This window comes from Micromonospora noduli (assembly GCF_003264475.1).
GTDB classification, from domain to species: domain Bacteria; phylum Actinomycetota; class Actinomycetes; order Mycobacteriales; family Micromonosporaceae; genus Micromonospora; species Micromonospora noduli.
On the sequence record NZ_PYAC01000021.1, the window covers coordinates 1 to 25734 of the forward strand.

The following is a 25734-nucleotide window of genomic DNA, read 5'->3' on the forward strand; positions in this document are numbered from 1 at the left end:
CCCCAGCGGCCCAACGCGGTCCAGCTGCGCGGCGGCTCGGTGATCCGGCGGACTCCAACCGAGGTCGCTGGGAGGCTGTTCCGCCAGACTGACCGCGATCGAGATGCTCCGCCCACCTGCGGATGACCACGGAGACGTCGATTAGCGCCACTCAGCGGCTCGCTGGCGCCTTGATCGGCGCAGGGGGTGGTTGCGGTCGAGTGGACCATTCCGGAGCCTTCTGCGACGCGTGCAGAGGATCCACTCGGCACCATGCACTCACCCCAGTGGCCGCCGCCAGTCGCTCGGCACCGCAGCCGCCGCCCGCCGCTGCGTCCGCTCCGCCACCAGCCGCTCGCGACGCCGACCTCGTCGCCCACCGACTCGCCCGTCGCGACACCCATCGCCGCGCCGACCGCCCGCCGCGCCCGCCGCGACCCGCGAGCCGCGAGCGCTTGCGGATTGTGCTTTCGAACGCGCGGGCCAGCGCGCCCCGACCGACCCGTCCGCTCACCACTCCCGCCGACCTCTCCTGCGGCTAGAGCGGGACCCCCAGTTGGCTGGCGAAGCGAGAATGGCGACGGTCCACGGGTCATGCCGATCTCGAAAATCAGGGCCGCCGCCGGTTTCACGTGAAACCGCGACGACCCGGGATGCAGAACGGCCGCGCTCCCGGTGGGGTAGCGCGGCCGTAGGCGAGCGGGCGGGGTCAGTCCTCCCCGCTCTCCTCCTGTTGCACTCCGATGATCCCGACGATCCGCTCAAGGTCGTCCACCGTCGCGAACTCGATGGTGATCTTGCCCTTGCTCCGGCCGATGTCGACCTTCACCCGGGTGTCGAACCGGTCCGACAACCGATCGGCGAGATCGGTCAGGGCCGGCGCGTGCGCCTTGGGTCGCCGCTTCGCTGCCTGACCCTTCGCCGGCCCGTCGTTGAGTGCCAAGGCCACGATCTCCTCGGTCGCCCGAACCGACAGTCCCTCGGCCACGATCCGCAGGGCCAGCTGTTCCTGCGCCTCCGCCTCGTCGAGGCTCAGCAGAGCGCGGGCGTGCCCCGCCGACAGGATGCCGGCGGCAACCCGGCGCTGCACCTGTGCGGGCAGGTTCAGCAGTCGGATCGTGTTGGAGATCTGCGGGCGACTCCGGCCGATCCGGCGGGCCAACTCCTCGTGGGTGGCACCGAACTCCTCCAGCAGTTGCTGGTAGGCGGCGGCCTCTTCCAACGGGTTCAGGTTCGCCCGGTGGATGTTCTCCAGCAGGGCGTCGCGGAGCATGGCGTCGTCACGGGTGTCCCGGACGATCGCCGGGATGCTCTCCCGCCCCACCGCCTGGGCGGCCCGCCAGCGCCGCTCGCCCATCACCAGTTCGTACTTCTCGTCGTCGAGCTGCCGAACGACGATGGGCTGGAGGAAGCCGACCTCCTGGATCGAAGTCTTCAGCTCCTCCAGCGCCTCCTCGTCGAAGACCTGGCGGGGCTGCTTCGGGTTGGGCATGATCGCGTCGACCGGGATCTCGGCGAATCGCGCACCGGGCACCGGGCTGAGCACGGGCTCCGGCTCGCGGACCGGTGCTCCGGCCGACACCGGGGCGACAGCGACGGTGCCCGCGTCGTCCAGGTGCTCGTTCTCCGGCTCGGCCGTCGCGGTGCCAGCGGCAGCCGGCGCTGGCCCGGTCGGGATCAGCGCCCCCAGGCCCCTACCCAGACCGCCCCGAGGACGGTTCTTCATGCCACGCCTCCCAGCGATTCGTCCGCACTACGCATTCCGGCCCACCGGCTCCTTGACGCCTCGCTCGGCGATCTCCTGGGCGGCCTCGAAGTAACTTGTGGCCCCCCGCGAACCGGGATCGTAGGTCATCACCGACTGGCCGTAGCTCGGCGCCTCGGAGACCCGGACGTTGCGGGGGATGACCGCCTGGAGAACCTTGTCACCGAAGTGGTTCCGGACGTCCTGCTCGACGGCGTCGGCCAACCGGGTGCGACGGTCGTACATGGTCAGCAGGATGGTGGAGACGTCGAGCTTCGGGTTGAGGTGCTGGCGTACCAGGTTGATGTTGTTGATCAGCTGGTTGAGCCCCTCCAGCGCGTAGTACTCGCACTGGATCGGGATCAGCACCTCCTGCGCGGCAACCAGAGCGTTGACCGTGAGCAGGCCGAGCGAGGGTGGGCAGTCGATGAAGACGTAGTCGAACTCGCCCGGGTAGGCGGCGATCGCCCGGTCCAGGCGCGACTCGCGGGCCACCACCGACACCAGCTCGATCTCCGCGCCGGCCAGGTCGATGGTCGCGGGTACGCACCAGAGGTTGGGGATGCCCTCGACCGCCTGTGCCACCTCGGCCAGCGGCACGCTGTTGATCAGGCAGTCGTACACGTCGGGGATTCCGGTGTGGTGTGGGACGTTGAGCCCGGTCGAGGCATTGCCCTGCGGGTCGAGGTCGACCACGAGCACCCGGTTGCCGTGCAGGGCGAGCGCCACCGCAAGGTTGACGGTGGTGGTGGTCTTACCCACGCCGCCCTTCTGGTTGGCGACGCACATGACCCGGGTCCGGTCCGGCCGAGGCATGGTCACCTCGCCACTGGGATTCAGGATCTGCACGGCGCGCATCGCCTCCATAGCCAACGGTGGGTCATCCTCTTCGCGCGTCGGGGTTTCACGTGAAACGTACGAGGGATCGGCCGCCACGGCGGCCAACGACTCGGTCGAAGCGACCGGTGCGTCGGCGACCGCCGGCGCGGCGTCCCGAGCGGCCGCTGCGGTGGGTTGGTGCGGGACGGCCGGCTCGAAGCGAACCGCAGCGGCGGTGTTACGGCGGCCCGAGGTCGACCGCACCTCGGCGGCGTTGACCGGTCGGCTCGACGCCTCCGGCGTCCGACGACCACTCGCCGGCTCCGGAACGGCCGAGCCCTCCGGCCGCCCGGCACCCGACGAGGGGTCGAGCGGTGCCGGCGGGTCGCTGTCGGTAGGTCGGCTCGATGGCCCGGTCGCGCCGGGCGACCAGCTCGGGTAGTCGGTTTCACGTGAAACGGAATCGCTGGTCGACCCGGTCACGCGTGGATCGTCGTACCTGCCGTCGTCATGCACCTGTCATCCCTGCCCGCTTCGGATGGTCGGTCCGCGCCCCGGTCAACTTGGCCGCATCCACGCCCGCAACCCGGAGCGTACGGCCCGCGGGAGCGGTCGGAGACCCGCGACGTCCGTCACCCGCTCCACACTATCGACGCGCGGTCAGCCTACGGCGGACGGGCGCGGCCGGTCCACGTCGGGTTCTCATCCCCTCGTCCATCCGTACCGGTACAACGAGGCAACCCACCGGCCGGAAGCCCGATGACGCGAAGTGTCAACCTCGGCGGGAGCGTCCACCCCGGGCGCGCTTCTTGGCCGCCGGCCGGGGCGGGCCGACCATCCGCTCGCGCACGATCTCCACGACCGTGGTGGGCGGATCGATCACCCCGACGCCGCAGAGCTGCACGGCCGGCTCCCCGCCGCCGAGTCGCGCGACCACCTCGGCGTGCTCCTCGATCTCGGCCGCGGCGGACGAGCCCTTGAGCGCCAGCAGTCGACCACCGCGAACCGCCAGGGGAAGACTCCAGCCCGCGAGCCGATCCAGGGGCGCGACCGCGCGCGCGGTCACCACATCTCCGCTGATCGGCTCCCGGCCGCTCGACCCGCTGGCCGCCTCGTCGGCCCGGCCACGGAACACCCGCACCGACTTGGCCAGACCCAGTCGCTCGACGACCTCGATCAGGAACGACGTCCGCCGGGCCAGCGGCTCGATCAGGGTGACCGTGAGGTCGGGACGGGCGATGGCCAGGACGAGACCCGGCAGACCGGCGCCGGAGCCGACGTCGAGCACCGTCGCGCCGGACGGGATCCGCTCGGCGACCGCGGCGCAGTTGAGCAGGTGCCGGTCCCAGATGCGGGGCGCCTCCCGGGGGCCGATCAGGCCACGGACCACCCCGTCGGTGGCCAGCAGTTCGGCGTACGCGGCGGCCAGGTCGAGACGGTCACCGAAAAGGGTCAGCGCGGCCGGGGCCAGCTCGGGCGGCAACGCCGCGTCGGCCGGTGACGGGGCGGCGTCACGCCCGGTCGATTCCGCATCGGCGTCGACGGTGGCGGGGCGGACAGCGGACGGCCCGGGCGGCGTGCCGCCCGGGCCGGACACGGCGTCGGCCGTGATGTCGTCGTGGGTCACCCGGTCAGTCCGCCGGCCGTACGACGATGCGCCGGTTCGGCTCCACACCCTCGGACTCGCTCGCCACGCCGGACATGGCGTTGACGACGTCGTGCACGCACTTGCGCTCGAACGCGGACATCGCCTCCAGGCGGACCGGCTCGCCGTACTCCTTGACCTTCTCGACGGCGTTCTTGGCGACCGCGGCGAGTTCCTTGCGACGGTTCGCCCGGTAGCCACCGACGTCGAGCAGCAGACGGCTCGGCGTACCGGTCTGCCGGAAGACGGCAAGGCGGGTCAGTTCCTGGAGCGCCTCCAGGGTGGCCCCGCGCTGACCGACCAGATTCTGCAGCCGCTCGCCGACCACCTCGACCATCGGACGGCCGGCGGCGACCAGCTCGTCGATGTCGCCGTCGTAGTCGAGGATGTCGAGCAGGCCTTCGACGTAGTCGGCGGCGATCTCGCTCTGCCGGAACAGGTCGCCCTCGCCCACAGCCTTCTTCACCCGGGTGCCAGCGGCGGTGTCGGTGTCGTCGTCCGCCTCGGTGTCGTCGGCTTCGGTGTCGTCGCCGTCCACCGCGAGCGTGGCGGTCTCCTCCTCGTCCAGGGACTGCTCAGCGCGGGGGATGCTGGTCTCGGTCACGGTCTCATCTCCGTACTCGCTCGGCCGGACCGTCGGGTCCGACTGGTTTCCCGGGGCCGGCGGGAGGTCGCCGGTGCCCACGGGCACGTCTGTACGGGCAGTGTCGCCCGTGGCCGCGCTGTGCGCGGTCGGTTCCGCCCGGCGCCGGCCGTACGGCGGCTGCGCGGTGCGGAACGGGCCGCCGCCGGTGATCCGGCGGCGGCCCTCGCAGGTCAGCCCTGCCGCTTGGCGGGGCGGCTCTTCTTCGGGTTGTTCACCGGCTTGGCGCCCGGCTTCGGCCCGGCCACCTTGGGCGCGGACGCCTTGACCGGTGCCGGCGGGGCCGTCTTGCCACGACCGAACAGGCCACCGGACTTGGCGGGCTGCACCGGGTTACGGCTGGCGGCGGGCGCGACGGCCTTCTTGGCGGTCACCGGCGGCGGGAACTTCCGCAGCACCCACTGCTGCTGGCCGAGGGTGAAGAGGTTGTTGGTGACCCAGTAGATGATGACGCCGATCGGGAAGATCGCGCCGGAGATCAGCAGCGACGCGGGGATGCCGTAGAGCATCAGTCGCTGGATCATCCGCTGCTGCGGGTCCTCGGCCCAACCGGTCTTGAGGATCATCTGACGGCTGGTGAGGTAGGTGGTGGCGATCATGACCAGGACCAGGACACCAGCAATGATCTTCACGGTGCTGCCGTTGGCGCCGAGGCTGGCGAGCTCGTCAGCAGTGGAGCCGAACTTGCCGGCGATCGGGGCGGTGAAGAGCTTCGCCTGCGAGGCGCTCTGGAACTGGTCGGCGGTCCAGCCGTAGAGGGTCTGGTTCCGCTTGTCCGGGTCGAGCCGGCGCAGCACGTGGAAGAGGCCCAGGAAGACCGGGATCTGAAGGAACATCGGAAGGCAACCCATAAGCGGGTTGGCCTTCTCCTTCTTGTACAGCTCCATCATTTCTTTCTGGAGCGTCTCCCGGTCACCCTTGTGCTTCTCCTGAAGCTCCTTGACCTTGGGCTGGAGCGCCTGCATCGCCCGCTGCGACTTGATCTGCTTGACGAAGACGGGGAACAGGATCACCCGGACGGTGACCACCAGGAAGATGATGGAGAGGATCCAGGCGAAGTTGGTGCCGATCACCGCGCCGACGGGCACCCCGATGGCGTCCCAGGCAGAGTGCCAGGTCAGCAGGATCCACGAAATCGCGTAGTAGATCCAGTCGAGACTCAGACTCAATTCGGGGCTCCAGTCACATCAGCACGACGGCGGCCGCCCGGCTCCGGCACCGGGTCATATCCACCAGGGTGAAAGGGGTGGCAACGCAACAACCGCCGGGCCGCCAGCACGGCTCCCCGAAGCGCGCCATGCCGAACGACCGCCTCCTGGGCGTACGCACTGCACGACGGGTAGAACCGACAGCGAGCCGGCAGTGCCGGACTTATCCACCGACGGTACGCGATGATGGGCGCGATCAGCACCTTGGCACCGGTTGTCGACGGCCGTGGGCTGCTCTGCTCGGTGCCGCTCATCGGGACCGCCGTTCGCGCGGCGACCGGGCGACCGCGATGGCAGCGTCCAGGTCGATAGCGAGCCGAGGGTACGACGCCTGCGCCGCGGCGGGGAGCGCCCGGACGACCAGGGTGCTGCCGGCGGGCAGGTCGGTCAACCGTTCCCGGACCAGCGCCCGCAGTCGGCGCCGGACCCGGTTGCGAATCACCGCGTTACCGACCGCCTTGGACACGACGAAGCCGGCACGGGACGGCACGGACGACTGCTCCGCACTGTTGTCCCGTACCGGCTCCGGCGAGGTCGGTGTGCTGGGGTCGACGGTCACCGGCACGGTGAGGTGGACCACGACGGCGCCACGTCCGGCGCGTCGGCCACCACGAACCGCTGCGGCGAAGTCAGTGCTGCGCCGCAGTCGCTGTGCGGCGGCCAGCACGACTGCCCACGTCCCCTGGACCGGCCCGGTCGGCTCAGGCCGACAGGGTGGTGCGACCCTTGGCGCGACGGCTCGACAGGATGGCACGGCCGGCACGGGTGCGCATGCGCAGCCGGAAGCCGTGGGTCTTCGCGCGCCGGCGGTTGTTCGGCTGGTAGGTGCGCTTGCTCACGTCAGGCTCTCCGTTTTCGTACGCGCCCCGCGCGACGGGATCGCCGGGGTCGTGTGGTGGTCCAGGCCACCTCGACGGTGGCCCACGATCGGTGCTGTCCGGCGGAGCGGGACCTCGGCGATGCGGGGATGCGACCGCGGACAGCAAGCACCCATCACCCTAGCAGAGGGCGAGAAAGCAGCCGTTCCAGCCTACGCAGGGGGGCAATGACCGTCAAACACCTCGAGCAGGGGACAACGGGACGCGCCCGAGGCCGAAGGGCGGTTTTCGCTGATGCCGACAAGGGCGCCGCCGCGTCGCCGGTTGATGGCGCAGGGACAACGCTGTTACCGTGCCCGATTGCGGTGAGCGTCGGAAGCTCCGGTCGTCGCGCAGGCAAGACCGGACATGGCAGTGAATCGTTCGGCACGGTGAACCCGCTTCAGCGCCCGTTCAGGCAGGGGCAGGTCCCACCCGCGTCCGGCGGCGGCCACAATCGGTCGGTACACAGGCTGTGGATAACTTGTGGATGACCACCGGTCGACCGTCCGGGTGGGTGTTGTTCCACCCGCGAACGCGGCGGGCCCGGGACGGCCGGCTGGCAGACAGCGGCGGCCGGGAGCAGAAGCGAGGGGGTGGCACGACGGTGGCCGGTACGACCGACCTTGCCGCAGTGTGGTTAGCGGCGACCGACGAGCTCGCCGACGAGATCATCTCCGCCCAGCAGCGTGCCTATCTCCGACTGACCCGGCTGCGAGCGATCGTCGAGGACACCGCACTGCTCTCCGTTCCGGACGCGTTCACCCGCGACGTGATCGAGTCACGGCTGCGCCCGGCGATCACCGAGGCGCTCACCCGCCGGCTGGGCCGACCGATCCAGGTCGCGGTCACCGTTCGGGTGGCCGAGGACGCCACCGGCCGACCGGCCGGCACCGTCTACCGCAGTGCCCCGGAAACCGGGCAGCTCGACATCGACGGTCCGGGTATGGCGTTCGACGACGACCAGGGCGCTCGACCGTCCGCCGACGCGATGATCCCTGAGCAGTCAACCGCGCCGCGTACCCCCGATCCGGGTCCGCCGCCCGCGCCGGCGGGTCCGCCGCTCGCGCCGCCCGTCGACGGGCATCGCGCCGGGTTGATTCCCGCCAGCAGGGACGGGCAGGAGGCGTTGTTCAGCGCTGCCTTCGCGGAGCCCCTGCGGCCCTCCCGGCCGGGTCCGGACCGGCGCGGCTACGACGAGCAGGCCGCCCGCCTGGATCCGTCCGGCCCCGACACCCGGCCCTACGAGCCCCGCTACCGGGACGACTCGGCGTCACCGCGCGACCAGCACGTGATCCGCTCGCTGCCCCGGGACAGCGGAACGGACAGCGGCCCGGGTCGCAGCGCGGTGGACCATCGCACCGGTGGCCGCGACGACCGTCGGTTGCCCGGTGCCGATACCGGTGGCAACCGGCTCAATCCGAAGTACATGTTTGAGACGTTCGTCATCGGCTCGTCCAACCGCTTCGCCCACGCGGCGAGCGTGGCGGTGGCGGAGTCACCGGCCAAGGCGTACAACCCGCTGTTCATCTACGGGCACTCCGGGTTGGGCAAGACGCACCTGTTGCACGCCATCGGGCATTACGCCACCACGCTGGGCAACGCCCGCTCGGTCCGGTACGTCTCGACCGAGGAATTCACCAACGACTTCATCAACTCGCTCCGGGACGACAAGACCAGCGCGTTCCAGCGGCGCTATCGCGACGTCGACATCCTGTTGATCGACGACATCCAGTTCCTGGAGAACCGCGAGCGCACCCAGGAGGAGTTCTTCCACACCTTCAACACGCTGCACAACGCCAACAAGCAGATCGTGATCACCTCTGACCGGTCTCCGCGCCAGCTCGCGACCCTCGAGGACCGGATGCGAACCCGGTTCGAGTGGGGGCTGCTGGCCGACATCCAGCCGCCGGATCTGGAGACCCGGATCGCGATCCTGCAGAAGAAGGCGGCGCAGGAGCGGATGTACGCCCCGCCGGACGTGTTGGAGTTCATCGCCTCCCGGGTGTCGAACTCGATCCGGGAGCTGGAGGGCGCGCTGATCCGGGTGACCGCGTTCGCCAGCCTGACCCGGTCGACAGTCGAGCTGTCGCTGGCCGAGGAGGTGCTTCGGGACTTCATGCCCGACGGCGCCGGTCCGGAGATCAACGCTGACCAGATCATGGCCTCGACCGCTGACTACTTCGGGGTGAGCCTGGAGGATCTGCGCGGCCAGTCCAGGTCCCGGGTGCTGGTCAACGCCCGCCAGGTGGCGATGTACCTGTGTCGGGAGTTGACCGAGCTGTCGCTGCCCCGGATCGGGCAGGCGTTCGGTGGCCGGGACCACACCACTGTGATGCACGCCGACCGCAAGATTCGTCAGCAGATGGCGGAGCGCCGCTCGCTGTACAACCAGATCGCCGAGCTGACCAACCGCATCAAGCAGAACAGCTGAGGCGTACGACCGCCGTCGCGCGGCGCACAGCCGCAGGACACGCCCGACCGGATCGCCGGTCGGGCGTTCTTTTTGGTCAGTCAGCTGGACTCTCGACATGGTGGAGACCACAGCATTGAGGCCGTGACCGCCTCGATCCCCACTCGTTGTCCACAGCTCGTTATCCACCGTCGGTGGATAACTACGGTCCGTCCTCCGCCAGTTACCCACAGGCTGTGGAGAAACCCTGTGTACGAAGCTGTGGACGCCTGGGGACGACCGTCAGGTTATCCACCGATCATCATCAACCTGTGTACGAGCTGTTGAAGGTTCTGGGGATGACGGCAATGGTGATCTTCCCCGCGATCCACAGGCTTGGGGAGAAAGTCGGTGGATTACCGGTGGACAACCGGTGGACAACGGTGGACAACCGGCCGTCGTCGCCGGGCTGTGGACACACGAGCCGGTTGTACCCCCGGTTCTCCACAGCTAAATCACCGGTGGATAACCTGTCTGACCTGCGCAGACCTCGGTTTTCCACAGTTTGCACAGGTGCGATGAAGACGATGAGTTATCTCTTCTAAGAGAACAAAAACCAATCATCACCGTTGGGCTTTCTGTGGATCGGGCCGAACGCTGTCGGATCAACCGGTCAGCATCGACACGATCCATGGGGTCGGGCGCACAGCCGATGTCCCCGCGCCCTAAGGTGCGATGGGTACCCGCACGGTCGGGCGGGACGGTAGGCAGCGGTCGGCATGAGAGAGTTGTCGCTGACGTCGACGCGGAGGCATTGATGAAGTTCCGAGTGGAGCGCGACGCGCTCGCCGAGGCTGTGGCGTGGACCGCGAAGAGCCTGCCAAACCGGCCATCCGTACCGGTGCTCGCCGGGGTGATGCTTCGCGTCACCGACGGCAACCTGCGGGTCTCCGGGTTCGACTACGAGGTCTCCAGCCAGGTGACCGTCGAGGTGCAGGGCGACGCCGACGGCGCCGCACTCGTCTCCGGCCGCCTGCTCGCCGAGATCACCAAGGCGTTGCCGGCCAAGCCGGTCGACATCGCCGCGGTCGGCGCACACCTCGAGCTGGTCTGCGGCAGCGCCCGGTTCACCCTGCCCACCATGCCGGTGGAGGATTACCCCGCGCTGCCCGAGATGCCGCAGAGCGCCGGCACTGTCGACGCCGCGGCGTTCGCCACCGCGGTGGCCCAGGTGGCCATCGCCGCCGGTCGCGACGAGACGCTGCCGATGATGACCGGCGTCCGCGTCGAGCTGTCGGGTGACACCCTGTCGATGCTCGCCACCGACCGTTACCGGTTGGCGCTGCGCGAGATCCAGTGGCGGCCGGACGACCCCGAGGTGAGCATCAACGCCCTGGTGCCGGCACGCACGCTGAACGACACTGCCAAGGCCCTCGGTCCGCTGGGCGGCGAGGTCACGCTCGCCCTCGCCCAGGGCGCTGCGGGCGAGGGCATGGTCGGCCTCGCCGGCGGCACCCGACGTACCACCAGCCGGCTGCTCGACGGCGCCAACTACCCGCCGGTGCGGTCGCTCTTCCCAGCCACGCACAACGCCGCGGCCCGGGTGTCGGTCAGCACGCTGATCGAGGTGGTCAAGCGGGTCGCGCTGGTCGCCGAACGGACCACCCCGGTGCTGCTCAGCTTCAGCGCCGACGGCCTGGTGGTCGAGGCCGGCGGTTCCGAGGAGGCACGGGCCAGCGAGGCGATGGAGGCCACCTTCACCGGTGAACCACTGACCATCGGCTTCAACCCGCAGTACCTCATCGACGGTCTGGCAAACCTGGGCGCTCAGACGGCCGTGCTCTCGTTCGTCGACGCCTTCAAGCCCGCGGTGATCTCTCCCGCTGGCGAGGATGGCGAGGTCATTCCGGGGTACCGGTACCTCATCATGCCGATCCGCGTCTCGCGCTGATCGCGCCCAGCAACACCCAGATCCACGGAGGTAGAAACACATGCAGCTCGGCCTGGTAGGACTCGGCCGTATGGGCGGCAACATGCGGGAGCGGTTGCGTTCGGCCGGGCACGAGGTGGTCGGCTTCGACCACAACGCGCAGATCAGCGACGTCACGACCCTCGCCGGCCTGGCAGAGAAGCTTGAGTCGCCGCGCGCGGTCTGGGTCATGGTGCCCGCCGGTGTCACCGACGCCACGATCGACGAGCTCGCCGAGGTGCTTGGCGAGGGCGACATCATCATCGACGGCGGCAACTCGCGCTTCAGCGACGACGCGCCCCGTGCGGAGCGGCTCAACCAGCGGGGCATCGGCTACATGGACGTCGGGGTCTCCGGCGGCGTATGGGGCCGGCAGAACGGCTACGGGCTGATGGTCGGTGGCGCCCAGGAGCACGTGGACCGCCTGATGCCGATCTTCAACGCGCTCAAGCCGGAGGGTGAGTTCGGCTTCGTGCACGCCGGCCCCGTCGGTGCCGGGCACTACTCGAAGATGGTGCACAACGGCATCGAGTACGGCCTGATGCACGCCTACGCCGAGGGCTACGAGCTGATGGCCGCCTCGGAGCTGGTGACCAACGTGCCGGGCGTCATCAAGTCCTGGCGGGAGGGCACCGTCGTCCGTTCCTGGCTGCTTGACCTGCTCGACCGGGCGCTCGACGAGGACCCGGAGCTGGCCGACCTGAGCGGCTACACGGAGGACACGGGCGAGGGCCGGTGGACGGTCGACGAGGCGGTCCGGCTGGCGGTGCCGCTGAACGTCATCACCGCTTCGCTGTTCGCCCGGTTCGCCTCGCGGCAGGACGACTCGCCCGCCATGAAGGCCGTCTCCGCGCTGCGTCAGCAGTTCGGTGGCCACGCCGTCCACAAGCGCTGAGCGGTATCCACAACCTGTGTACGTTCACCGGCTGGAACTGGTCGACTTCCGCTCGTACGAGCGGGTGGCCGTCGACCTCCAGCCGGGAGCGAACGTCCTGATCGGCGCCAACGGCGTCGGCAAGACCAACCTCGTCGAGGCGCTGGGCTACGTGGCGACCCTGGACTCGCACCGGGTCGCCACCGACGCGCCTCTGGTCCGGATGGGTGCCACGTCCGCGGTGATCCGCTGCGCGGTGGTGCACGACGGCCGCGAACTCCTGGTCGAGCTGGAGATCGTGCCCGGCAAGGCCAACCGGGCCCGACTGGGCCGCTCACCGGCGCGGCGGGCCCGGGACGTGCTCGGGGCGCTCCGGCTGGTGCTCTTCGCCCCGGAAGATCTTGAGCTGGTCCGGGGCGACCCGGCCGAGCGCCGCCGCTACCTGGACGACCTGCTGGTCAACCGGCAACCCCGGTTCGCGGGCGTGCGGGCCGACTACGAGCGGGTCGTCAAGCAGCGCAACGCCCTACTGCGCACCGCGTACCTGGCCCGCAAGACCGGTGGGTCCCGGGGTGGCGACCTCGGCACCCTCGCGGTCTGGGACACCCACCTGGCCCAGCACGGCGCGGAGCTGCTCGCCGGCCGCCTGGAGCTGGTGGCCGCGCTCACCCCGCACGTGGCCAAGGCGTACGACGCGGTGGCCGCCGGTCGGGGTGCGGCGAGCATCACCTACCGGCCCTCGATCGAGCTGGCCGAGCCGACCACCGATCGGGCCGCGCTGGCCGAGGCGCTGACGGCGGCCCTGGCCGCGTCCCGCTCCGCCGAGATCGAGCGGGGCACCACCCTGGTCGGCCCACACCGCGACGAGTTGGCGCTGAGCCTCGGCCCACTGCCCGCCAAGGGGTACGCCAGCCACGGCGAGTCGTGGTCGTTCGCCCTCGCGTTGCGGCTGGCCGGGTACGACCTGTTGCGCGCCGACGGCATCGAGCCGGTGCTGGTGCTCGACGACGTCTTCGCGGAGTTGGACACCGGCCGCCGGGAGCGGTTGGCGGAGCTGGTCGGCGGGGCGAGTCAGCTTCTGGTCACCTGCGCGGTGGACGACGATGTGCCGGCCGCCCTGCGCGGCACCCGCTACCAGGTCGGCGAAGGGACGGTACGCCGTGTCGGATAAGCCAGGCACCGATCGACCATCGGCCGGCGAGGGCCCGGTTGCGCGTACCCCGAAGGCGGCGGAGGGATCGGCGGGCGGTGAGCCGGCGGCGGCCGCCAGCGGGCCGGAGCTGGCCCGGGCGGTGCTCGACGCGGCGCTGTCCCGACGGCAGGCGGCGGCCCGCGCCCGGCGTACCCCCGGCGGCGGCGACGCTGCCGGGGGCTCGGGGCGGCGGTTGCGCGGCTACTCCGGCCCCGGCCCCGACCCGCGCGATCCGCAGCCGCTCAGTGCCGTGCTGAACCGGCTGGTGAAGGCGCGCGGCTGGCAGCAGCCGGCCGCCGAGGCCACCGTGTTCGGCGCCTGGGAGCGGGTCGTCGGCGCGGAGGTTGCGCAGAACAGCCGCCCGGTGAAGTTGGAGAACGGCGAGCTGACAGTGGAGGCGCGCTCGACCGCCTGGGCCACCCAGCTGCGGCTGCTCGCCGGCTCGCTGCTCAAGCAGATCGCCAGCGAGGTCGGGCACAACGTGGTGCGCAAGCTGCACATTCACGGCCCGGCCGCGCCCTCCTGGGGGAAGGGCCCACGCCGGGTACGCGGCCGGGGTCCGCGCGACACGTACGGCTGAGCCGGCCGTTCAGCCGCGCCGTTCAGCCGCGCCGTTCAGCCGCGCCGGTCGGCCTCGCGGGCTGCCCGCTTGCGTTCCCGCTGCTCCCGGGTGAAGCGCTTGCGCTCGGCCAGGTCACGTTTCCACGCCTCGCGGGCCTCGGCAGAGCCGCCCTGCACCGCGCCCTGCACACCCTCGGCCGGCCCGGCGAGGTGCCGGAAGGCCCAACGCATCAATCGGCCGCCCTCGCCCGGGGCCCTGGTGATCGCGCCGTCCTCGCTCATCTGCCGTCCTCTTCCCGCGTCGCCTCGCCGGTTCTCGCCCGTCGCACGAGCCTACCTTTGGGGCACCAATGGTTGGTGTACCAATGATCGGTACGATAGTCACCGTGCGGAGAGAGGGCAACCGATGAGCGAACGACCGGACGGGGTCGACCCGCTGGCCCTGGAGCAGCAGGTCTGCTTCGCCCTCTCGGTCGCCGCGCGCAGCGTGGTGGCCGTCTACCGGCCGCTGCTGGAGCCGATGGGGCTGACCCACCCGCAGTACCTGGTGATGTTGGCGCTCTGGCAGCACGCACCGTTGTCCGGTCGCGACCTCAGTCGCCTGCTCCAGCTCGACCCGGGCACGCTCTCACCGCTGCTCAAGCGACTGGAGGCGGCCGGCTACCTGCGCCGGGAGCGCGACCCGAGCGACGAGCGCAGCCTCGCCGTCACCCTCACCGCCAGCGGTGCCGCGCTGCGGAGTCAGGCCGAGCTGATCCCGGCCGCGATCGTGCAGCGGCTCGGGCTGCCCGTCGAGGACCTGCAACACCTGCACGCGGTGCTCACGCAGCTGATCTCGGCCGCCAACCGACCGGCCGCCCCGGAGACCGACGGGGCGGCTCAGGCGTCGGCGTAGACGGCGAACCCGCGCTCGGCGCAGCGCCGGTAGAACGCGGCCAGCACGCCCAGCTCGGCGCAGGTGAAGTTCCACTGCGGCGGGTCACCGCGCTCGTCGCGCAGCGCGTCGAGCCGGCTCTCCAGCCAGCGCAGCTGCTGCTCGGCCAACCGACCGTCGCCGAGCAGGGAGCGCAGCACGGTGCTCACCGACTCGAAGGTGACCGCCTCGCCGGTCGGGCGGTGCGCGGCCACGAACCGTTCGATGCCGCTCGCGATCCAGGAGCAGCCGTCCGGGTCGATCACCGGGTCCTCGTCCTCGGCGGCAGCGTCTGTGGCGTACAACACACCTTCGAGGCCGAGCAGCAGATCCACCAGCTCGGTGTACGCGGTCGCGCGGATGGTGCCGGTCTTCGCGATCAGCTCGGCCAGCGCCGCGGTCGGCGCGGAGATGCGCGGCAGGTCGACGATCTCGCCGAAGTCGACGAACTCGGCCGGCGCGACCGGATCGTAGAAGCGGCCGGTACGCGGCCAGTGCACCGCGACGTTGTCCAGCCCCATCTGTCACCTCTTAAAGAGCACGTGTCGGGTCGATCGGGTCGATCGTCCCGGTTCCAACCGGTAAAGATCAAGGCTGGTTCCGGGGCGCCGCAAACGTACGGCACTGACGCTTTGGCCGCGACCCCCGACCCGCCCGACCGCGGGTCAACCCGTTCCGGGGCGGCGCGTGCGATGGGGGCCTGGCGTGTGGGGGGAGTCGTGGGCGGCGGGGTTCTGCCGGCTATGGACTTCTCAGCCGCCTCGTTGAGGGTGCCGAGTGGTGGTTCTGTCCCCCGCGCACAGTAGGATTGACAGTGAGACGAAGACCCGGTGCGGGAGTGGGACGGGGCCGGTGGCCCCAGATTCATTCTCCACGTCGGGTCGAGCCGATCGCGATCCGCGGGCAACCGCGGCGACCGGCGCGTTCGACCCGCTGTCCGGAGGTCTCCGGCGCCGGTCCACGCGCCGACGTCGCGTCCTGTCCGCCGAACCCGCGCCCGACGCGCCCTACCGGCGCGGCTGACGCGAGAAAGTGGCCGAGGGTGGCAGCGCAGGACAAGCAGGAGTACGGCGCAGAGTCGATCACCGTTCTCGAGGGGCTGGAGGCGGTTCGCAAGCGGCCCGGTATGTACATCGGGTCCACGGGCGAGCGCGGTCTGCACCACCTCGTCTGGGAGGTCGTCGACAATGCGGTCGACGAGGCGCTGGCCGGATACTGCGACACCATCGACGTGGTGCTGCTCGCCGACGGCGGCGTCCGGGTCACCGACAACGGCCGTGGTTTCCCGGTCGACCTTCACCCGAAGCTCAAGAAGCCCGGTGTCGAGGTCGCGTTGACCATCCTGCACGCGGGCGGAAAGTTCGACGGCAAGGCGTACGCGGTCTCCGGCGGTCTGCACGGCGTCGGTGTCTCCGTGGTGAACGCGCTCTCCACCAAGATGTTCGTCGAGATCCACAAGTCTGGCTCCGTGTGGCGGCAGCACTACACCAACTCCAAGCCGAGCCCGCTGGAGAAGGGCGAGACCACCGACCGCACCGGCTCGGCAGTTTCCTTCTGGCCCGACCCCGACGTGTTCGAGACCGTCGACTTCGACTTCCAGACCATCTACCGACGCCTGCAGGAGATGGCCTTCCTCAACCGCGCCCTGCGCATCCACCTGCTCGACGAGCGGGTGGCCGAGGAGGAGGACGGCCGGCAGCGCGAGGTCACCTTCTACTACGAGGGCGGCATCGCGGACTTCGTCCGGCACCTCAACGCCTCGAAGAGCCCGATCCACAAGACCGTGGTCGAGTTCGAGGCCGAAGAGGAGGGCATGTCCCTCGAGATCGCCATGCAGTGGAACGAGTCGTACGGCGAGTCGGTCTACACCTTCGCCAACACGATCAACACCCACGAGGGCGGCACCCACGAGGAGGGCTTCCGGTCCGCGCTGACCAGCGTGGTCAACCGGTATGGCACCGACAAGAAGCTGCTCAAGGGCGACGAGAAGCTCTCCGGCGAGGACATCCGCGAGGGGCTCGCGGCGATCATTTCGGTCAAGCTGGCCAACCCGCAGTTCGAGGGTCAGACCAAGACCAAGCTGGGCAACACCCCGGTGAAGAGCTTCGTGCAGCGGGTCTGCAACGACCGGCTGGTCGACTGGTTCGACCGCAACCCGGCCGAGGCCAAGATGATCATCACGAAGGCGTCCCAGGCGGCCCGCGCCCGGATCGCCGCGCAGCAGGCGCGCAAGCTGGCCCGGCGCAAGTCGCTGCTGGAGTCCGGCTCGATGCCGGGCAAGCTGGCCGACTGCCAGTCGACCGACCCCCGCGAGTCCGAGGTGTTCATCGTCGAGGGTGACTCGGCCGGCGGCTCGGCCAAGCAGGGTCGCGACCCACGGACCCAGGCGATCCTGCCGATCCGCGGCAAGATCCTCAACGTGGAGAAGGCCCGGATCGACCGGGTGCTGAAGAACAACGAGGTCCAGGCGCTGATCACCGCGCTGGGCACCGGCATCCACGACGACTTCGACATGGAGAAGCTGCGGTACCACAAGGTGGTGCTGATGGCCGACGCGGACGTCGACGGCCAGCACATCCAGACGCTGCTGCTCACCCTGCTGTTCCGCTTCATGCGTCCGCTGGTCGAGATGGGGCACGTCTACCTGGCCGCCCCGCCGCTCTACAAGATCAAGTGGAACAAGAAGGGCGACGACGCCCAGTACGCGTACTCCGACCGCGAGCGGGACGGGCTGATCCTGCTGCGCCAGCAGAAGAAGCCGAACGCTAAGCCGGACGACATTCAGCGCTTCAAGGGCCTCGGCGAGATGAACTATCCCGAGCTGTGGGAAACCACTATGAACCCGGCGACGCGTACCCTGCGTCAGGTCACTCTCGACGACGCGGCGACCGCCGACGAGTTGTTCAGTGTGCTGATGGGTGAGGACGTCGAGGCGCGCCGGTCGTTCATTCAGCGCAACGCCAAGGACGTGCGGTTCCTGGACATCTGACGGACTGCGCCGGATCGGTCGGGCACTGCCCGGCCGATCCGGCGGTCCACAGAGTTATCCACAGCTTGGCCGGTATCCACAGCCGTTATCCACAGCACGAAAACGACTCTGAGTCTGATAAGGGTATACAGTGACCGATTCTCCCGAGTCCACACCGAACGAGCCCGAGGTTCCCGCCGAGGCCATCGCCGCAGTGGTCGCGCACGACCGGATCGAACCGGTCGGGCTCGAGGTGGAGATGCAGCGCTCCTACCTCGACTACGCGATGAGCGTCATCGTCGGTCGCGCGCTGCCGGACGTCCGGGACGGCCTCAAGCCGGTCCACCGCAAGATCCTTTACGCGATGTTCGACTCCGGCTACCGTCCGGACCGCGGCTACGTGAAGTGCTCCCGCGTTGTCGGCGACGTGATGGGTCAGTTCCACCCGCACGGCGACTCGGCGATCTACGACGCGCTGGTCCGGATGGCGCAGTCCTGGTCGCTGCGCTACCCGCTGGTCGACGGCAACGGCAACTTCGGCTCGCCGGGTAACGACCCGGCCGCCGCCATGCGATACACCGAGTGCAAGCTCGACCCCCTCGCCATGGAGATGCTGCGGGACATCGACGAGGACACCGTCGACCTGCAGGACAACTACGACGGCCGGGCCAAGGAGCCCACCATCCTGCCGTCGCGGATCCCCAACCTCCTGGTGAACGGCTCCGAGGGCATCGCGGTCGGCATGGCCACCAAGATCCCGCCGCACAACCTGCGGGAGATCGGTGCGGCGGTGCAGTGGTGCCTGGAGCACCCGGAGGAGGACGAGGAGACCACCCTCGAGGCCCTGCTCGGCATCGTCAAGGGCCCGGACTTCCCGACCCACGGCCTGATCGTCGGCACCACAGCGATCCAGGACGCGTACCGCACCGGTCGCGGCTCGATCCGGATGCGCGCCGTCGTGGAGGTCGAGGAGGACAAGCGGGGTCGCCCCTGCCTGGTCGTCAGCGAACTGCCCTACCAGGTCAACCCGGACAACCTCGCCGAGCGGATCGCCGAGCTGATCAAGGAGGGCAAGCTCGCCGGCATCGCCGACATCCGCGACGAGTCCTCCGGTCGTACCGGCATGCGGATCGTCCTGGTGCTCAAGCGCGACGCCGTCGCGAAGGTCGTGCTGAACAACCTCTACAAGCACACCCAGCTCCAGGAGACCTTCGGCGCCAACATGCTGGCCCTGGTCGACGGGGTGCCGCGCACGCTCAACCTGGCCCAGTTCCTCCGCTACTACGTCGAGCACCAGATCGACGTCATCCGCCGGCGGACCGCGTTCCGGCTGCGCAAGGCCGAGGAGCGGGCACACATCCTGCGCGGCCTGGGTAAGGCGCTGGACGCGCTGGACGAGGTGATCGCCCTGATCCGGCGCTCCCCGACAGTGGACGACGCCCGGCAGGGCCTGATCCGGCTGCTGGAGATCGACGAGATCCAGGCGACCGCGATCCTGGACATGCAGCTGCGCCGGCTCGCCGCTTTGGAGCGGCAGCGGATCATCGACGACCTGGCGAAGCTCGAGATCGAGATCGCCGACCTCAAGGACATCCTCGCCAAGCCCGAGCGGCAGCGGAAGATCGTCTCGGAGGAGCTGGGCGAGATCGTCACCAAGTGGGGCGACGACCGCCGGACGCAGATCATCCCGTTCGACGGCGAGGTCTCGATGGAGGACCTCATCGCCCGGGAGGACGTGGTCGTCACGATCACCCGCACCGGGTACGCCAAGCGGACCAAGGTCGATCTGTACCGCTCGCAGCGGCGCGGCGGTAAGGGCGTCAGTGGCGCCACGCTGCGGCAGGACGACATCGTCAGCCACTTCTTCGTATGCTCGACCCACGACTGGATCCTGTTCCTCACGAACAAGGGCCGCGTCTACCGGGCCAAGGCCTACGAGTTGCCGGAGGCCAGTAGGGTAGCCAAGGGCCAACACGTGGCCAATCTGCTCGCCTTCCTACCCGACGAGCAGATCGCGCAGATCATTGAGATCCCGAACTACCAGGTAGCCCCCTATCTGGTACTGGCCACGAAGAACGGCCTGGTGAAGAAGACGCGGCTCGAGGAGTTCGACTCCAACCGTTCCGGCGGCATCATCGCGATCAACCTGCGCGATGAGGACGAGCTGGTCGGTGCTGCGCTGGTTGCGCCGGAGAACGACCTGCTGCTGGTCTCGAAGAAGGCACAGGCGATCCGGTTCAACGCCTCGGACGAGGCGCTGCGGCCGATGGGCCGGGCCACCTCGGGTGTGATCGGCATGCGCTTCACGGACGACGACGTCCTGCTCGCCATGGAGGTCGTGCGGGAAGGTTTGGACGTTCTGGTGGCCACGAACGGGGGATACGCGAAGCGAACCCCGATCGAGGAATACCCGGTGCAGGGCCGGGGAGGTAAGGGCGTGTTGACTGCAAAGATCACCGAACGGCGCGGTGGTCTGGTTGGCGCGGTGGTGATCGACCCGGACGACGAGCTGTTCGCGATCACCAGCAACGGTGGTGTCATTCGGACTCCGGTGAAGCCTGTACGGCGTACGCGTGACCGGAACACAATGGGGGTCAAGCTGATGGACCTCCCGGACGGCGTGACTATCGTGGCGATTGCTCGCAATGCCGACGAGCCTGACGAACAGGACTAGTTGAATGACGGAGACACAGGCGAAGTCGGGGAACTCGGGGACCTCGGCCAAACCGGTCGACGAGGAGGCCGCCAAGGGCGGCACACCAGCGACCGGCCGCGCGGCCGTGGGCCGGGCGACGGTCCCCGCCGATGCGCCTGCCCCGAAGTTCACCAGGGCTCCAGGTATGACACCCCCGCCGGAACAGCCGGGCGAAGATGGCGAGTCCGGCGACAAGACCGAGACGCCCAGCGCCGAGGCGCCGACGTCGGCCGCCGCCAATCCTCCGGGTCCGGCGGCGGCACCCTCGGCACGTCCGGCGACCACCCAGCCGATCGGTCTCCGGCCGGGTCAGGCGGCGTCAACCGGGTCCACCGGCACCCAGCCGCGGATCACACCCGGGATGACCCAGCCGCAGCCGGACGCGGCGCGTACGTCCGCCACCGCCGGCCGCCCGGCCAGCGGCGGTGGCCTGCCACCGGGGATCGGCAACGCGTCGGCCGTCGGCGCAGCCCGCGTCGGTGACGCGGTGCGTGCGGCGCGTACGTCGGTCAGCTCGGCCGCCTCCCGCGGGCCGCGTCGGGCCCGGCTGAACCTCAAGCGGATCGACCCGTGGTCCGTGATGAAGTTCGCATTCGCGGTGTCGGTGGTGCTCTTCATCGTCGTGGTGGTCGCCACCTCGGTGCTCTACCTGGCGCTGGACGCGATGGGTGTGTTCCAGAGCGTCAACGAGAGCCTGAGTGACCTGGTCAACGCGGGCGGCGGCCAGAGCACCAGCGGCTTCCAGATCACCGCTAAGGGCGTGATTCTCAGCTCTGCGCTGATCGGCCTGGTCAACGTGGTGCTGTTCACCGCGCTGGCCACCCTGGGCGCGTTCGTCTACAACGTCTGCGCCGACCTGGTCGGCGGGATCGAGCTGACGCTCGCCGAGCGGGACTGAGTGACCGGGACGCCGGGGCACCGCGGAATGCGGTCGCTCCGGCGTCCCGTACTCGGGTAGGTTTTGCAGGCGGCGACGGGCCTGACTCGCAAGCGCGGACCCCGATTTGGGGCCGGCGGAGCGGATGGGTTAATCTTGCTCGTCGCAACGGGGGGCTATAGCTCAGTCGGTTAGAGCGCAGAGCTGATAACTCTGAGGTCGATGGTTCGATTCCATCTAGCCCCACCGCATGTCGTCCGACGGTAGTCGAGCGCGAGGGGTCGCCCCATGTTCAAGAAGCTGCTGATTCTGGCTGGCGTCGTCGGTGTGGCTGCCGTCGTGTTCAACAAGATCAAGGCGTCGAACGACGAGCGTGCCCTGTGGCACGAGGCGACCACCGCGCCCGACCTGCGCTGACGTTCGGCCCGGCGACGAGCGATCATCGCCAAGCCACCCACGGGGCCCTAGCTCAACTGGCAGAGCACTGCCTTTGCAAGGCAGGGGTTAGGGGTTCGAGTCCCCTGGGCTCCACCACGCACAGCCTGTGAGCTGTACCGGAGCTAAGTTCGAGATCATCGGGCAGAGATCCGGCACACCTCAGGAATGATCTTCCCTCGGTTGGCATCTACCGGTCAGGGCCCCCAAGCAACACCTCCGGATTCCTCCAGCGGGTCAAGCGGGCTTGGCCTGCAAGGTCGTCGTCGGATGCGCGTCGGCGAGTTTACGGACCACGGCGCTGTGAGGTCCCGGGCTGTTCTGCTCGCCGTCGGATGGCAAGCTCATGCCTCATGATCCATGACTTCGCTAAGGACTATCTGCACCGCCAGCTCAGGCCGAGACGTCAGGCGCTGATCTGGAAGCTCGGTGGGGACGCCGTGAGAAGTCCGGATCGCGTGGAGGTTCGCCCGTGAGGGCGGTCATCGTCGCGGCCGCGGTCGCGTTCATCATCTCCCTGTTCGGCACGCCGGTGGCGATTCGCGTCTTCACCGCGCTCAAGGCAGGCCAGCCGATCCGATCCATCGGGCTCGCCAGCAACCAGGGCAAGAAGGGCACGCCCACGATGGGCGGCGTCGTCTTCATCGTGGCGACCGTCTTCGCCTACGTCGCCGGGCACATCGCCCTGACCACCCTGCCCGAGCGGCAGATCGCGCAGGAGGGCCCGACAATGACGGCCCTGGTGCTACTTGGCCTGTTCGTCTTCTGCGGTGCGGTCGGCTTCTTCGACGACTTCCTCAAGGTGCGCAAGCGCAACTCCGACGGACTGTCCGCCAAAGGCAAGCTGCTCGGCCAGGCCATCGTCAGCGCAGGCTTCGGCATCGCCGCGCTCTACGTGCCGAGCACCAACGGCCAGACCGTGGCCAGCGAGCACATCTCGCTCATCCGCGACATCAGCTGGCTCGACGTCGGCAAGGTCGGCGCGGTCATGGTCATCGTCTTCGTGGTTACGGCGATGTCGAACGGCGTGAACCTCACCGACGGCCTCGACGGCCTGGCCACCGGCGCGTCGATCCTGGTGCTCGGCGCGTACGCGCTGATCGGCTTCTGGCAGTACCGGCACTGGTGCGCCGACGACGCGTACGGCCGCGTGAACGACTACTGCTACCAGGTCCGGGATCCCCTGGAGATCGCCATAATCGCGGCGGCGGCGGCCGCCGCCTGCGTGGGCTTCCTGTGGTGGAACACGTCCCCGGCGCGGATCTTCATGGGTGACGTGGGCGCGCTCGGACTCGGCGGCCTGATCGGCGGGCTCGCGGTGGTAACCCGCACCACGCTGCTTTCGATCATGATCGGCGGGCTCTTCGTCATCATCACGACGACCTGGGTGATCCAGATCGTCTCGTTCCGGACCACCGGTAGACGCGTCTTCCGGATGGTGCCGTTGCACCACCACTTCGAGCTGGCCGGATGGAGCGAGGTCAATATTGTGGTCCGGTTTTGGATCGTGGCCGGCGTCTGCGTGGCGGTCGGCCTGGGCCTGTTCTACTCGGATTTTCTGGCGGTCGTTGGATAAGAGCCACGCGACAAGCCTTGTCGCGCCACCGACGGATCCACCTGGCAGCCTGGTTCCCCACCGGGTTCCAGCTGATCATTCGAGCATGACAGCGGCCGTGAGCTACGCGGAATTTCGGGGTGGCTGTGACCGAAGCTGTTTTGGGTACCTCTTGCCTCCGGCGTTCCCGCCCTCCGTCAGCAAGACGTCAGCGAGACGCGCAACAACGGCCCGACACGCAGCTCTGCTGAAGACCCTGCGACAGGACCTGATGCCGCGAGCGAGGCGTGGCACGTAACGGTCCGCAGACGAGCCTGCAGGGCCGACCACAGTGGGCGGCATGGCAGGCGCCGACCGGGGTAGGAGAAACGGCAACAACCCCCCGGAAGTGAGGTGTCATACCAATGCCTACGGCACGCGAGATCATGACGAACGACGTGACCTGTGTCCGCGAGCAGGACGACCTGAAGTCGGCCGCGAAGCGGATGGCCGAGTTGGGGGTCGGCGCCCTGCCGATCTGCGGCGACGACAACCGGCTCAAGGGCATGCTGACCGACCGCGACATCGTGGTGAAGGTGCTGGCCGAGGGTCGCGACCCGGCCAACGTGACGGCCGGTGAGCTGGCCCAGGGCGAGGCGGTGACCATCGGCGCGGACGACGACGCGGCCGAGATCCTTCGCACCATGGGCCAGCACAAGGTACGCCGACTGCCGGTGATCGATGGCCACGAGCTGGTGGGCATCGTGGCGGTGGCCGATGTGGCCCGTTCCCTTCCGGAGCGCCCGGTCGGCGACCTCATCGAGGCCATCTCCGAGCGCAGCTGACCTTCGCGCCTGTCAATGATCGCCGCCGCCGGTTCGCCGGCAGGCGGCGATTCGCGTACTCCGGCGATCCGTGCCGGCAGGTCGGGGTGGGGCGAGGTATTCGGTGCGAGCGTTATGACTCTGGGGTATGAATATGACTCTGAGGTATACCGCTCTTTGCCATCTGGCCCCGGAGCCCTCGGAGGCCGCCGGAGCCGGGCCGGAGCCCCCGGAGCCGACAGTGCGGTCAGGCGGGCGGAGTGAGCGGCACGGTCTCGCCACGGGCGATGGTGCGTACCTGCTTTGCCCAACCTCGGCGGCGGGCCTCGTCGACGAAGTGCGCCAGCGGTGAGCGGAACACCCGGTAGTCGTTGTAGTGGATCGGCACGGTCAGCTTCGGCCGAACCAACTCCACCAGGTCCGCACCCTGGCGGGCGTCCATGGTGAGGAGGATTCCGGCCACCTTCGTGCCGCCAAGGTGGATCAGCATCGCGTCGATGTCCGGGTAGCGTTCGGGGATGGCGGTGAGCAGCGGCCGGTTGAGGGTGTCGCCGGTGACGTAGAGCCGGAACTCCCGCCGCCCGGAGCGTTCCACGTCGATCATCGTGCCCATCACGTCGGGCATCAGCAGGTCCAGTGCGCCCGGCCCGTGCTGCCCGGGCATCGAGGTCAGCCGCACTGTCATACCGTCGCGGTGCAGCTCTCGCGACGACCAGGTCGGCAGGCCCTGGGCGGCCTGGAAGCCCCAGCGGCGCAGCTTGCGTTCCGCGGCGGGGGTGGTGACGATGGGCAGCTGGCGGTCCAGTTCCCGACGGGCCACCCGGTCGAAGTGGTCGCCGTGCAGGTGGGAGAGGACCACCGCGTCCAGTTCTGGGAGTTGGGCGATCCGCAGCGCCGGGTCCGTGCGTCGGCGCGACCACAACCCCTTGCCCAGGTACGCCCGTTGACCCCGGTGCAGGAAGTTCGGGTCGGTCAACAGGGTGAAGCCGCCGATCCGCAGCACCGTCGTCGCGGTACCGATGAACGTGACCTGGGGTTGCTCCGCCATCGTGCCCACCTCCTCCGGCTCCGGTACCCCGATGCGCCGTCGGCATGCGGCTCAGGCGCTGGCGCCACTTACGACCGACCAGCGCACGCGCGTGGGTCAGGGGTCGGAGCGCGCCATCCGGACGGCGACGCCGTCGAGGATCAACTCCAGCCCGAGCAAGAAGTCCGCGTCGGTGCTGGTGGGTCGGTAAACCCACCAGCACCGAGGAATCGGCTTTCCACCCGGCACCGCGCTCGCCATGATTCAGCGGTGGACGAACAGCCGGAGCCCGTCATCCTGCACCTGTACTGCCGTGTCGACGTGGTGGTCACCGATCCGGCTGCTGTGACCGGTCACGCGGTCGCCGATCTGCGATCCGCCGGGATCGACTGGTCCACCGAGGAGGACGACCTCGACACGGCCGCTGAGGAGTTGCGGCGCGACCTGACCGTCTCGCTGGGCAGCGTCGCGGACATCAGCCGACTCGTCGACAACATCCCAGGCGTCGAGTTTCGGGGCGGCCACTGCTGGGCCGAGTCGGGCCCAGTGCGGGAGGCCTTCCCGGCCCGCTAGTGGCG

General features: G+C 69.3%; 25 protein-coding genes and 2 tRNA genes. 15 read left to right on the plus strand and 12 right to left on the minus strand.

Going from position 1 to position 25734, the window contains the following annotated elements:
• Positions 1-688: 688 nt before the first annotated feature.
• The 8 genes from MED15_RS20750 to rpmH all read right to left on the minus strand — a co-directional run bounded on the left by MED15_RS20750 (position 689) and on the right by rpmH (position 6877).
• Positions 689-1705, minus strand: a complete 1017-nt coding sequence (locus MED15_RS20750) for a ParB/RepB/Spo0J family partition protein (protein WP_112583928.1) — start codon at positions 1703-1705, stop codon at positions 689-691.
• A gap of 27 nt (positions 1706-1732) precedes the next feature.
• Positions 1733-3058: a ParA family protein gene (locus MED15_RS33580; RefSeq protein ID WP_112736701.1), complete on the minus strand. Its 1326-nt coding sequence runs from the start codon at positions 3056-3058 to the stop codon at positions 1733-1735.
• A gap of 256 nt (positions 3059-3314) precedes the next feature.
• Positions 3315-4169, minus strand: a complete 855-nt coding sequence (gene rsmG, locus MED15_RS20760; RefSeq protein WP_112736703.1) for a 16S rRNA (guanine(527)-N(7))-methyltransferase RsmG — start codon at positions 4167-4169, stop codon at positions 3315-3317.
• 4 nt (positions 4170-4173) lie between these two features.
• Positions 4174-4791: a Jag family protein gene (locus tag MED15_RS20765; RefSeq protein ID WP_091397533.1), complete on the minus strand. Its 618-nt coding sequence runs from the start codon at positions 4789-4791 to the stop codon at positions 4174-4176.
• Between the two features lie 212 nt (positions 4792-5003).
• Positions 5004-5993: a membrane protein insertase YidC gene (gene yidC, locus MED15_RS20770; protein WP_112736743.1), complete on the minus strand. Its 990-nt coding sequence runs from the start codon at positions 5991-5993 to the stop codon at positions 5004-5006.
• 2 nt (positions 5994-5995) lie between these two features.
• Positions 5996-6292 carry a membrane protein insertion efficiency factor YidD gene (gene yidD / locus MED15_RS20775; protein ID WP_091396555.1) on the minus strand — a complete coding sequence of 99 codons (297 nt, stop codon included), beginning with the start codon at positions 6290-6292 and terminating at the stop codon, positions 5996-5998.
• Complete coding sequence (gene rnpA / locus MED15_RS20780) at positions 6289-6705, minus strand: ribonuclease P protein component (protein ID WP_112583931.1); 417 nt, start codon at positions 6703-6705, stop codon at positions 6289-6291. Before rnpA ends, yidD begins: the two co-directional genes overlap by 4 nt.
• A 34-nt stretch (positions 6706-6739) precedes the next feature.
• Positions 6740-6877 (minus strand): 50S ribosomal protein L34, encoded by a 138-nt coding sequence (gene rpmH / locus MED15_RS20785; protein WP_007453904.1) that lies wholly within the window; start codon positions 6875-6877, stop codon positions 6740-6742.
• 625 nt (positions 6878-7502) lie between these two features.
• Between rpmH and dnaA the strand changes: the two genes are divergently transcribed.
• The 5 genes from dnaA to MED15_RS20810 all read left to right on the plus strand — a co-directional run bounded on the left by dnaA (position 7503) and on the right by MED15_RS20810 (position 13902).
• On the plus strand, positions 7503-9329 hold the full coding sequence (dnaA, locus tag MED15_RS20790; protein ID WP_112584010.1) for a chromosomal replication initiator protein DnaA: 1827 nt from the start codon (positions 7503-7505) through the stop codon (positions 9327-9329).
• Positions 9330-10104: 775 nt separating this feature from the next.
• The gene (dnaN, locus tag MED15_RS20795; protein ID WP_112583932.1) at positions 10105-11238 is read left to right on the plus strand and encodes a DNA polymerase III subunit beta; all 1134 of its coding nucleotides are present in this window, start codon (positions 10105-10107) and stop codon (positions 11236-11238) included.
• A gap of 40 nt (positions 11239-11278) precedes the next feature.
• Complete coding sequence (gnd, locus tag MED15_RS20800; RefSeq protein ID WP_112583933.1) at positions 11279-12151, plus strand: phosphogluconate dehydrogenase (NAD(+)-dependent, decarboxylating); 873 nt, start codon at positions 11279-11281, stop codon at positions 12149-12151.
• A 16-nt stretch (positions 12152-12167) separates the two neighbouring features.
• Complete coding sequence (gene recF, locus MED15_RS20805) at positions 12168-13301, plus strand: DNA replication/repair protein RecF (protein WP_112583934.1); 1134 nt, start codon at positions 12168-12170, stop codon at positions 13299-13301.
• Entirely contained in the window at positions 13291-13902 is a 612-nt protein-coding gene (locus MED15_RS20810; protein ID WP_112601241.1) for a DciA family protein, read from the plus strand. Before recF ends, MED15_RS20810 begins: the two co-directional genes overlap by 11 nt.
• 35 nt (positions 13903-13937) lie before the next feature.
• On the opposite strand, the gene MED15_RS20815 is transcribed toward MED15_RS20810, so the two are convergent.
• A complete protein-coding gene (locus tag MED15_RS20815; RefSeq protein WP_091396532.1) occupies positions 13938-14165 on the minus strand; it encodes a hypothetical protein in 228 nt (75 codons plus the stop codon).
• Positions 14166-14289: 124 nt separating this feature from the next.
• Between MED15_RS20815 and MED15_RS20820 the strand changes: the two genes are divergently transcribed.
• Positions 14290-14778 (plus strand): MarR family winged helix-turn-helix transcriptional regulator, encoded by a 489-nt coding sequence (locus MED15_RS20820; RefSeq protein ID WP_112732028.1) that lies wholly within the window; start codon positions 14290-14292, stop codon positions 14776-14778.
• On the opposite strand, the gene MED15_RS20825 is transcribed toward MED15_RS20820, so the two are convergent.
• A complete protein-coding gene (locus MED15_RS20825) occupies positions 14763-15317 on the minus strand; it encodes a hypothetical protein (protein ID WP_112583937.1) in 555 nt (184 codons plus the stop codon). The genes MED15_RS20820 and MED15_RS20825 overlap by 16 nt on opposite strands.
• 521 nt (positions 15318-15838) lie before the next feature.
• Here MED15_RS20825 and gyrB point away from each other — a divergent pair.
• The 8 genes from gyrB (at position 15839) to MED15_RS20865 (ending at position 24150) form a co-directional block, all read left to right on the plus strand.
• Positions 15839-17785 carry a DNA topoisomerase (ATP-hydrolyzing) subunit B gene (gyrB, locus tag MED15_RS20830; protein ID WP_112583938.1) on the plus strand — a complete coding sequence of 649 codons (1947 nt, stop codon included), beginning with the start codon at positions 15839-15841 and terminating at the stop codon, positions 17783-17785.
• Positions 17786-17915: 130 nt separating this feature from the next.
• Positions 17916-20438 (plus strand): DNA gyrase subunit A, encoded by a 2523-nt coding sequence (gyrA, locus tag MED15_RS20835; protein ID WP_112583939.1) that lies wholly within the window; start codon positions 17916-17918, stop codon positions 20436-20438.
• A 4-nt stretch (positions 20439-20442) separates the two neighbouring features.
• The gene (locus tag MED15_RS20840; RefSeq protein WP_112583940.1) at positions 20443-21357 is read left to right on the plus strand and encodes a DUF3566 domain-containing protein; all 915 of its coding nucleotides are present in this window, start codon (positions 20443-20445) and stop codon (positions 21355-21357) included.
• A 151-nt stretch (positions 21358-21508) separates the two neighbouring features.
• A tRNA-Ile gene (locus MED15_RS20845) sits at positions 21509-21582 on the plus strand.
• 42 nt (positions 21583-21624) lie between these two features.
• On the plus strand, positions 21625-21753 hold the full coding sequence (locus MED15_RS34290; protein WP_209444550.1) for a DLW-39 family protein: 129 nt from the start codon (positions 21625-21627) through the stop codon (positions 21751-21753).
• A gap of 41 nt (positions 21754-21794) precedes the next feature.
• Positions 21795-21870, plus strand: a tRNA-Ala gene (locus MED15_RS20850).
• Positions 21871-22243: 373 nt separating this feature from the next.
• The gene (mraY, locus tag MED15_RS20860; RefSeq protein WP_112583941.1) at positions 22244-23347 is read left to right on the plus strand and encodes a phospho-N-acetylmuramoyl-pentapeptide-transferase; all 1104 of its coding nucleotides are present in this window, start codon (positions 22244-22246) and stop codon (positions 23345-23347) included.
• A gap of 383 nt (positions 23348-23730) precedes the next feature.
• On the plus strand, positions 23731-24150 hold the full coding sequence (locus tag MED15_RS20865) for a CBS domain-containing protein (RefSeq protein WP_091396513.1): 420 nt from the start codon (positions 23731-23733) through the stop codon (positions 24148-24150).
• Positions 24151-24376: 226 nt separating this feature from the next.
• Here the strand turns inward: MED15_RS20865 and MED15_RS20870 are convergent, their stop codons facing one another.
• On the minus strand, positions 24377-25177 hold the full coding sequence (locus tag MED15_RS20870; RefSeq protein ID WP_112736706.1) for an MBL fold metallo-hydrolase: 801 nt from the start codon (positions 25175-25177) through the stop codon (positions 24377-24379).
• A 96-nt stretch (positions 25178-25273) separates the two neighbouring features.
• Positions 25274-25417, minus strand: coding sequence for a hypothetical protein (locus MED15_RS33590; RefSeq protein WP_167457699.1), 144 nt, complete (start codon positions 25415-25417; stop codon positions 25274-25276).
• 9 nt (positions 25418-25426) lie between these two features.
• Between MED15_RS33590 and MED15_RS20875 the strand changes: the two genes are divergently transcribed.
• Complete coding sequence (locus MED15_RS20875) at positions 25427-25729, plus strand: hypothetical protein (RefSeq protein ID WP_244220527.1); 303 nt, start codon at positions 25427-25429, stop codon at positions 25727-25729.
• The last annotated feature ends 5 nt before the right edge of the window (positions 25730-25734 follow it).

Excerpts from the sequence above, each read along its gene's own strand:
- MED15_RS20750 (WP_112583928.1), bottom strand. The coding sequence starts at position 1,705 with ATGAAGAACCGTCCTCGGGGCGGTCTGGGTAGGGGCCTGGGGGCGCTG.
- yidD (WP_091396555.1), bottom strand. The coding sequence starts at position 6,292 with ATGAGCGGCACCGAGCAGAGCAGCCCACGGCCGTCGACAACCGGTGCC.
- dnaN (WP_112583932.1), top strand. The coding sequence starts at position 10,105 with ATGAAGTTCCGAGTGGAGCGCGACGCGCTCGCCGAGGCTGTGGCGTGG.
- gnd (WP_112583933.1), top strand. The coding sequence starts at position 11,279 with ATGCAGCTCGGCCTGGTAGGACTCGGCCGTATGGGCGGCAACATGCGG.
- MED15_RS20815 (WP_091396532.1), bottom strand. The coding sequence starts at position 14,165 with ATGAGCGAGGACGGCGCGATCACCAGGGCCCCGGGCGAGGGCGGCCGA.
- MED15_RS20820 (WP_112732028.1), top strand. The coding sequence starts at position 14,290 with ATGAGCGAACGACCGGACGGGGTCGACCCGCTGGCCCTGGAGCAGCAG.
- MED15_RS20825 (WP_112583937.1), bottom strand. The coding sequence starts at position 15,317 with ATGGGGCTGGACAACGTCGCGGTGCACTGGCCGCGTACCGGCCGCTTC.
- MED15_RS20840 (WP_112583940.1), top strand. The coding sequence starts at position 20,443 with ATGACGGAGACACAGGCGAAGTCGGGGAACTCGGGGACCTCGGCCAAA.
- MED15_RS34290 (WP_209444550.1), top strand. The coding sequence starts at position 21,625 with ATGTTCAAGAAGCTGCTGATTCTGGCTGGCGTCGTCGGTGTGGCTGCC.
- MED15_RS20865 (WP_091396513.1), top strand. The coding sequence starts at position 23,731 with ATGCCTACGGCACGCGAGATCATGACGAACGACGTGACCTGTGTCCGC.
- MED15_RS20870 (WP_112736706.1), bottom strand. The coding sequence starts at position 25,177 with ATGGCGGAGCAACCCCAGGTCACGTTCATCGGTACCGCGACGACGGTG.
- MED15_RS33590 (WP_167457699.1), bottom strand. The coding sequence starts at position 25,417 with ATGGCGAGCGCGGTGCCGGGTGGAAAGCCGATTCCTCGGTGCTGGTGG.